The sequence below is a fragment of the Mycobacterium talmoniae genome (assembly GCF_001854525.1).
In the GTDB taxonomy this organism is placed as follows: domain Bacteria; phylum Actinomycetota; class Actinomycetes; order Mycobacteriales; family Mycobacteriaceae; genus Mycobacterium; species Mycobacterium talmoniae.
Window position 1 is genome coordinate 1 of sequence record NZ_MLQM01000216.1, and the last position, 7,839, is coordinate 7,839.

8 protein-coding genes are annotated in these 7,839 nt (G+C 67.5%); 5 read left to right on the forward strand and 3 right to left on the reverse strand.

Going from position 1 to position 7,839, the window contains the following annotated elements:
* The 3 genes from cofC to mutT1 form a co-directional block, all read left to right on the forward strand.
* The coding region (cofC, locus tag BKN37_RS24470) for a 2-phospho-L-lactate guanylyltransferase (protein ID WP_071029541.1) at window positions 1–457 on the forward strand (457 nt) is incomplete at its 5' end.
* 47 nt (window positions 458–504) lie between these two features.
* Window positions 505–2,673 carry an RNA degradosome polyphosphate kinase gene (locus BKN37_RS24475; RefSeq protein ID WP_071029543.1) on the forward strand — a complete coding sequence of 723 codons (2,169 nt, stop codon included), beginning with the start codon at window positions 505–507 and terminating at the stop codon, window positions 2,671–2,673.
* Window positions 2,674–2,721: 48 nt separating this feature from the next.
* Window positions 2,722–3,660 (forward strand): 8-oxo-(d)GTP phosphatase MutT1, encoded by a 939-nt coding sequence (gene mutT1 / locus BKN37_RS24480; RefSeq protein WP_071029554.1) that lies wholly within the window; start codon window positions 2,722–2,724, stop codon window positions 3,658–3,660.
* 74 nt (window positions 3,661–3,734) lie between these two features.
* Here the strand turns inward: mutT1 and BKN37_RS24485 are convergent, their stop codons facing one another.
* The 3 genes from BKN37_RS24485 to leuC all read right to left on the reverse strand — a co-directional run bounded on the left by BKN37_RS24485 (window position 3,735) and on the right by leuC (window position 6,605).
* A complete protein-coding gene (locus BKN37_RS24485; RefSeq protein ID WP_071029544.1) occupies window positions 3,735–4,370 on the reverse strand; it encodes an HU family DNA-binding protein in 636 nt (211 codons plus the stop codon).
* A gap of 200 nt (window positions 4,371–4,570) precedes the next feature.
* Window positions 4,571–5,167, reverse strand: coding sequence for a 3-isopropylmalate dehydratase small subunit (gene leuD, locus BKN37_RS24490; protein WP_071029546.1), 597 nt, complete (start codon window positions 5,165–5,167; stop codon window positions 4,571–4,573).
* Window positions 5,168–5,186: 19 nt separating this feature from the next.
* Complete coding sequence (leuC, locus tag BKN37_RS24495) at window positions 5,187–6,605, reverse strand: 3-isopropylmalate dehydratase large subunit (protein ID WP_071029548.1); 1,419 nt, start codon at window positions 6,603–6,605, stop codon at window positions 5,187–5,189.
* 46 nt (window positions 6,606–6,651) lie between these two features.
* Here leuC and BKN37_RS24500 point away from each other — a divergent pair, with 46 nt between their 5' ends.
* Window positions 6,652–7,353 carry an IclR family transcriptional regulator gene (locus BKN37_RS24500; protein ID WP_071029550.1) on the forward strand — a complete coding sequence of 234 codons (702 nt, stop codon included), beginning with the start codon at window positions 6,652–6,654 and terminating at the stop codon, window positions 7,351–7,353.
* Window positions 7,354–7,466: 113 nt separating this feature from the next.
* The coding region (locus tag BKN37_RS24505) for a pyridoxamine 5'-phosphate oxidase family protein (protein ID WP_071029552.1) at window positions 7,467–7,839 on the forward strand (373 nt) is incomplete at its 3' end.

A 7,839-nucleotide genomic window follows, 5' to 3' on the forward strand; every position in this document is an offset into this window, starting at 1 on the left:
CCCCGACGATGGCGCCGCAGCGGCGGCGGCGCGGCTCGGCGCGCAGGTGCTGGTCGACCCCACCCCCGACGGGCGCCCGGACCCGTTGAACCACGCGATCGCCGCCGCCGAGCAGGCGTTGACCCCGTTGGTCCCTAATCTCGTTGTGCTGCAAGGAGATCTACCGGCCCTGCAGAGTCAGGAACTGGCCGAGGCGATCGTGGCGGCACGCGCCCATCGGCGCAGTTTCGTCGCCGACCGGCACGGGACGGGTACCGCGGCGCTGTTCGCGTTCGGCACCGCCCTTGACCCCCGGTTCGGACGGGACTCCTCGACACGGCACCGGCGCACCGGCGCGGTCGAGCTGACCGGCGCCTGGCCGGGTTTGCGCTGCGATATCGACACCCCGGAGGACCTGGCGGCCGCCCGCAACCTGGGGGTCGGGCCCGCCACCGCCCGCGCGATCACCGCACGTTAACGCCGCAGCGGTGGCAGCGCCCCGGTGTGATGAGTAATGATTTCTAGGTGACCGAAACCGAAGCAGTCGAGGTGCGCACCGACGAGACCGAGTGGCACCCGGGTGACTCGACCCCGGCGGCACCGCCGGCGGCCACCGCCACCGCCACCAGCGCCGACGACACCCTGCCCGAGGACCGCTACCTCAACCGCGAGCTGAGCTGGTTGGACTTCAACGCCCGGGTGCTCGCGCTGGCCGCCGACACGTCGTTGCCGTTGTTGGAGCGGGCCAAGTTTTTGGCGATCTTCGCCTCGAACCTCGACGAGTTCTATATGGTGCGGGTCGCCGGCCTCAAACGCCGCGACGAGATGGGCTTGTCGGTCCGGTCCGCCGACGGGTTGACGCCGCGCGAGCAGTTGCGCCGCATCGGTGAACAGACCCAGCAGATCGCCACCCGGCACGCCCGGGTCTTCCTCGATTCGGTGCGGCCCGCCCTCGCCGAGGAGGGCATTCACATCGTCACCTGGGCGGATCTGGATGACGCCGAGCGCAAGCAACTCTCGGAATACTTCCACGACCAGGTCTTCCCGGTGCTGACGCCGCTGGCGGTCGATCCCGCCCACCCGTTCCCGTTCGTGAGCGGATTGAGCCTGAACTTGGCGGTCACCGTGAAGCGACCCGAGGACGGCGGACAGCATTTCGCCCGGGTGAAGGTGCCCGACAACGTCGACCGCTTCGTCGAACTGCGCGCACGCGAAGGCGACAACGCCGTCGCACGCTTTTTGCCGATGGAGGAGTTGATCGCCGCCTTCCTCCCGGTGCTGTTCCAGGGCCTCGAAATCGTCGAACACCACGTGTTTCGGATCACCCGCAACGCCGACTTCGAGGTCGAAGAGGACCGCGACGAGGACCTGTTGCAGGCGCTGGAGCGGGAATTGGCCCGCCGGCGGTTCGGTTCGCCGGTCCGGCTCGAAGTGTCCGACGACATGACCGAGAACATGCTCGAGTTGCTGCTGCGCGAGCTCGACGTGCATCCCGGCGACGTCATCGACGTGCCCGGACTGCTGGATCTGTCCTCGTTGTGGCAGATCTACCGGCTGGACCGTCCGGCGCTCAAAGATCGGACCTTCGTCCCGGCGACGCATCCGGCGTTCGCCGAACGGGAAACACCCAAGAGCATCTTTGCCACCCTGCGCGAGGGCGACGTGCTGGTGCATCACCCCTACGATTCGTTTTCCACCAGCGTGCAGCGGTTCATCGAACAGGCCGCCGCCGATCCCAATGTGTTGGCGATCAAACAGACGCTGTACCGCACCTCCGGTGACTCACCGATCGTCACCGCGCTGATCGACGCCGCCGAAGCCGGCAAGCAGGTGGTGGCGCTGGTGGAGATCAAGGCGCGGTTCGACGAACAGGCCAACATCCGGTGGGCCCGGCAGCTGGAACAGGCGGGTGTGCATGTGGTGTACGGGCTGGTGGGCTTGAAGACCCACTGCAAGACGGCGTTGGTGGTGCGCCGCGAGGGGTCCACCATCCGCCGCTACTGCCACATCGGGACCGGCAACTACAACAGCAAGACCGCGCGGCTCTACGAGGACATCGGGCTGCTCACCGCCGCGCCCGATATCGGCGCCGACCTGACCGACTTGTTCAACTCGCTCACCGGCTACTCGCGCCAGCAGACCTACCGCAACCTGTTGGTCGCCCCGCACGGCGTGCGCGCCGGCATCATCGACCGCATCGAACAAGAGGTTGCCGCACACCGCGATAACGGCAACGGCCGGATCCGGCTCAAACTCAACGCGTTGGTGGACGAGCAGGTGATCGACGCCCTGTATCGCGCGTCACGGGCCGGTGTACGGGTCGAGGTGGTGGTCCGCGGCATCTGCGCCCTGCGGCCCGGCGTGGCGAGCTTCTCGGAAAACATCGTCGTCCGCTCGATTCTGGGCCGATTCCTCGAACATTCGCGCGTCATCCACTTCAGCGCGATCAACGAGTTCTGGATCGGCAGCGCCGACATGATGCACCGCAACCTGGACCGTCGCGTCGAGGTGATGGTTCAGGTCAAAGACCCGCGACTGACCGCGCAGCTCGACGACATGTTCACCTCGGCGCTGGACCCGGCCACCCGGTGTTGGGAACTGGGGCCGGAGGGGCAGTGGACGGCGTCACCGCAGGCCGGTCACACGGTGCGCGACCATCAGGTGTCGCTGATGGAGCGGCACCGCAGCCCCTGACGCACCACCGCCTATCCGCCGTGTGCGAGGCCCGTGTCGACAGGAGTGATGGTGCCGAAGAAGACCTCGTCGGGTGCGAATTCCCCGGCGGATAACGCCGTATACGCCGCCGGTGCGGTGCTGTGGCGCCCGGCGCGTAAGGGGTCCGTCGAAGTGGCGGTGATTCACCGCCCCCGCTACGACGACTGGTCGCTGCCCAAGGGCAAGGTCGATCCCGGCGAGATCGAACCGGTGACGGCGGTGCGGGAAGTGCTCGAGGAGACCGGTTACCGGTCCCGACTGGGTCGGCGGCTCGGTGCGGTGAGCTACCCACTGGACCGGGGCGTCAAAAAGGTGCGGTACTGGGCGGCCGACTGCGTCGACGGCGAATTCAGCCCGGGCTGCGAGGTGGACGAGCTGGCTTGGCTGCCGGTGTCCGACGCGATGAAAAAGGTCGCCTACCCCCATGACCGAAAGATCTTGCGCCGGTTCGCCAAACACCCCGCCGACACCCAGACGGTGCTGATCGTCCGGCACGGCACGGCGGGCCGCAAGGCGCGGTTCTCCGGCGACGACACCAAACGGCCGCTGGACAAAAAGGGCCGGGCCCAGGCCGAGGCGTTGGTCGGGCAGCTGCTCGCGTTCGGTGCCACCGATGTGTATGCCGCCGACCGGGTGCGCTGTCATCAGACGGTGGAGCCGCTGGCCGAGGAGCTCGGGGTGGTCATCTGCAACGAGCCGACCCTGACCGAGGAGGCCTACGCCGACAACCCCAAACACGCCCGGCACCGGGTGCAGCAGATCGCGCACCTGGGCCGCACCCCGGTGATCTGCACCCAGGGCAAGGTGATCCCGGACCTGATCGCCTGGTGGTGTGAACGCGACGGTGTACGCCCCGACAAGTCCCGTAATCGCAAGGGCAGCACCTGGGTGCTGTCGCTATCGGCGGGCCGGCTGGTGGCGGCCGACCACATCGGCAGTGCGCTGAGCACCACGACGGGTAGCTGAGACGCCGATACCCCCCGGGGGACCTGCCGCCCGGAGGGTATCGGTGTCTGTGACGGTGTCGCCGTCGTCCTTGCCTACTTGCGGCCCCGCCTAGCGGTGGCCTTCTTGGCCGGAGCCTTCTTCACCGCAGCCTTTTTGGCCGGAGCCTTGGTGGCCTTACGGGCCGGGGCCTTGGTGACGGCCTTCTTGGTGGCCTTCTTGGCCGGCGACTTCACGGCCTTGGTGGCCGCCTTGCGGGCCGGGGCCTTCTTCACTGCGGCCTTTTTCGCCGGGGCCTTCTTCACCGCAGCCTTCTTGGCCGGAGCCTTCTTCGCCGCGGTCTTCTTCGCCGCAGCCTTGGTCGCCTTCTTGGCCGGAGCCTTCTTGGCGGCCTTCTTAGCCCCGCCGGCGACGACGCCGCGCTTGACTGCGGGACCTTCCGCCGGGAGGCGCTGCGCGCCAGAGACAACCGCTTTGAACTGCGCACCCGGACGGAACGCTGGGACAGATGTCGGCTTCACCTTCACCGTCTCACCGGTGCGGGGGTTACGCGCAACACGCGCCGCGCGGCGGCGCTGCTCGAACACACCGAAGCCGGTAATAGTGACGCTTTCGCCCTTGTGCACGGCGCGCACAATGGTGTCGACGACGTTCTCGACGGCGGCTGTCGCCGACCGACGGTCTGAGCCCAACTTCTCTGTGAGTACGTCGATGAGCTCTGCTTTGTTCATGCATTCCCTCCGAAACCAGTGGCCCTCTTTGGACCGACTAGTGCACACGGTAAACCCTAGGGTGCCTGATTTCCAAGAGCCACGCGCAATTTCAGGAGGGATTATTAGCCTTTTCGGCAATCCGATTGCCGCCCTTGGCCGGTGGTCAGGCTAGCGAGAACACCCCCGCGGGGGGCGGTAATTCGGCCCCGACAGCCCCGTCAGGACGCCGGTAATGTCCGCGGTTTCCAGCTCGGCCGGCTGGCCTCAAAGGACTCGATCTGATCGAGTTTCCGCAGCGTAAGGCCTATATCGTCGAGTCCCTCGGTCAGCCGCCAAGCGGTGTAGTCGTCAATCTTGAATGGCAGCACCACCGTTCCGGCGGTGATATTTCGATCTTGAAGATTGACAGTGATTTCCAGTCCCGGGCTACCCTCGATCAGCTTCCAAAGAAGTTCCACCCCATCTTGGGCAACTTCGGCCGCCAGCAGGCCCGCCTTGCCCGCGTTTCCGCGGAAGATGTCGGCGAACCGGGATGAGATCACGACCCGGAAGCCGTAGTCCATCAGCGCCCAGACGGCGTGCTCGCGGGAGGATCCGGTGCCGAAATCGGGGCCGGCGACCAATACCGAACCCCGGTCAAAGGGGCTGAGATTGAGCACGAAGGACGGGTCGGACCGCCATGCGGCGAACAATCCGTCCTCGAATCCCGTTCGGGTGACCCGCTTCAAATAGGAGGCCGGAATGATCTGATCGGTGTCGACATTGGACCGGCGCAGCGGAACGCCGATGCCGGTGTGGGTGCGAAAAGCTTCCATTTCTGCCTCTCCTGTTATGTCAGTTCAAGTCGGCCGGGGCGGACAGGGTGCCGCGTACCGCGGTGGCCGCCGCGACGGCCGGAGACACCAGGTGGGTGCGGCCACCTTTGCCTTGTCGTCCTTCGAAATTGCGGTTGGACGTCGAGGCGCACCGCTCCCCCGGCGACAGCTGATCGGGATTCATGCCCAGGCACATCGAGCAGCCGGCCTGGCGCCATTCGGCGCCCGCGGCGGTGAAAACCTCGCCGAGGCCTTCGGCTTCGGCCTGGGCACGGACCCGCATCGAGCCCGGCACGATCAGCATCCGCACCCCGTCGGCGACCTTGCGGCCGCGCAGCACCTCGGCCACCACCCGCAGGTCCTCGATCCGGCCGTTGGTGCAGGACCCGACGAACACCGCGTCCACCGCGATATCGCGCATCGGGATGCCGGGCGCAAGGTCCATATACGCCAACGCCTTCTCCGCGGCCTGGCGCTGCGCCTCGTCGGTCATCAGCTCCGGATCGGGCACGGCCGCGGCCAGCGGCACGCCCTGCCCGGGGTTGGTGCCCCAGGTGACGAACGGACTCAATTCGGCCGCGTCGAGATAGACCTCGGCGTCGAATTCGGCCCCGTCATCGGTGCGGAGCCGGTCCCAATAGGCGACCGCCTCATCCCACTGCGCTCCGGTCGGGGCGTGCGGGCGGCCCTTGAGGAATGCGTAGGTGGTCGCATCCGGGGCTACCATGCCGGCGCGGGCCCCGGCCTCGATGCTCATATTGCAGATCGTCATCCGGGCTTCCATCGACAACGATTCGATGGCGCTGCCCCGGTATTCGATGACATAGCCCTGACCGCCACCGGTGCCGATCTTGGCGATCACCGCCAAGATGATGTCCTTGGCCGTGACGCCCGGCGGCAGCTGCCCGTCGACATTGACCGCCATGGTTTTAAACGGCCGCAGCGACAGCGTCTGGGTGGCCAGCACATGCTCAACCTCCGAGGTGCCGATGCCCATCGCGATCGCGCCGAACGCGCCGTGGGTGGAGGTGTGGCTATCGCCACAGACGATCGTCATTCCGGGCTGGGTCAAACCCAGTTGCGGGCCGATGATGTGCACGATGCCCTGATCGATGTCGCCCATCGGGTGCAGCCGGATACCGAATTCGGCGCAGTTGCGCCGCAGCGTCTCGACTTGGGTGCGCGACACCGGGTCGGCGATCGGCTTGTCGATGTCGATGGTCGGCACGTTGTGGTCCTCGGTGGCGATCGTCAGATCGGGCCGATGCACCGGGCGGCCGGCCAGCCGCAGTCCGTCGAAGGCCTGCGGACTGGTCACCTCGTGCACCAGATGCAGGTCGATGTAGATGAGGTCGGGTTCGGCGCCGCCCCCGGACGCCACCACGTGATCGTCCCAAACCTTCTCCGCCAGGGTCCGTGGCTTCTGGTTCATGCCCATCTCACAATCTTTGCCGTCTCATAATCTGAGACGCTAGTATCTGTATATGGAACAGCATAGCGGCATTGGCGTCCTCGACAAAGCGGTGGGCGTGCTGTACGCGATCGCCGAATCGCCGTGCGGGCTGGCCGAACTGTGTGAGCGCACCGGCCTCCCCCGGGCCACCGCCCACCGGCTGGCGGCCGGCCTCGAGGTGCATCGACTGCTGGCCCGCGACGGCGACGGCCGCTGGCAGGTGGGGCCCGCGATCACCGAACTGGCGGTGCACGCCAACGATCCGCTGCTGGCCGCCGGGGCGGTGGTGTTGCCCCGGCTGCGCGAGATCACCGGCGAAAGCGTGCAACTGTATCGCCGGGAGGGCACCGCGCGGATCTGTATCGCCGCGCTGGAACCACCTGCGGGGCTGCGCGATACCGTGCCGGTCGGAGCGCGGCTGCCGATGACGGCCGGGTCGGGGGCCAAGGTGCTGCTGGCCTACAGCGACGCCGCCACCCAGCAGGCCGTGCTGTCGACCGCGAAGTTCACCAGCCGGGCGCTGACCGAGGTGCGACGGCGCGGGTGGGCGCAAAGCGCGGCCGAGCGCGAGCCCGGTGTGGCCAGCGTCTCAGCGCCGGTGCGCGACGCCCGCGGCGACGTGATCGCCGCGGTGTCGGTGTCCGGGCCGATCGACCGGATGGGGCGCCGCCCCGGGGCGCGCTGGGCCGCGGACCTGCTCGCCGCGGCCGATGCGCTCACCGAGCGCCTGTGATGGATTTCCCGCTGACTCTGCGTACAGGGCGCACTTTTGCGAGTGGAGTGCGCCCTCAGCGCAGAGTCAACGCGCTGACGGGTCGGCGGCAACCGCCTGACAGACTGACCGCCATGGGAACCAATCAGCGCGCACAGATCGTCATGTCCGATGCCGAAATCACCGAGTTCGTCGCCACGAGCCGCACCGGGACGCTGGCCACCATCGGCCGCGACGGGCAGCCCCACCTGACCGCGATGTGGTACGGCGTGGTCGACGGGGAGATCTGGCTGGAGACCAAGGCCAAGTCGCAGAAGGCGGTCAACCTCCGACGCGACCCGCGGGTGAGCTTCCTGATCGAGGGCGGCCACACCTACGACACCCTGCGCGGCGTGTCCTTCGAAGGGGTCGCCGAGATCGTCGACGACCCCGACACCATCTTCCGGGTGGGCGTCAGCGTCTGGGAGCGCTACACCGGCCCCTACAGCGACGAGATGAAACCGGCCG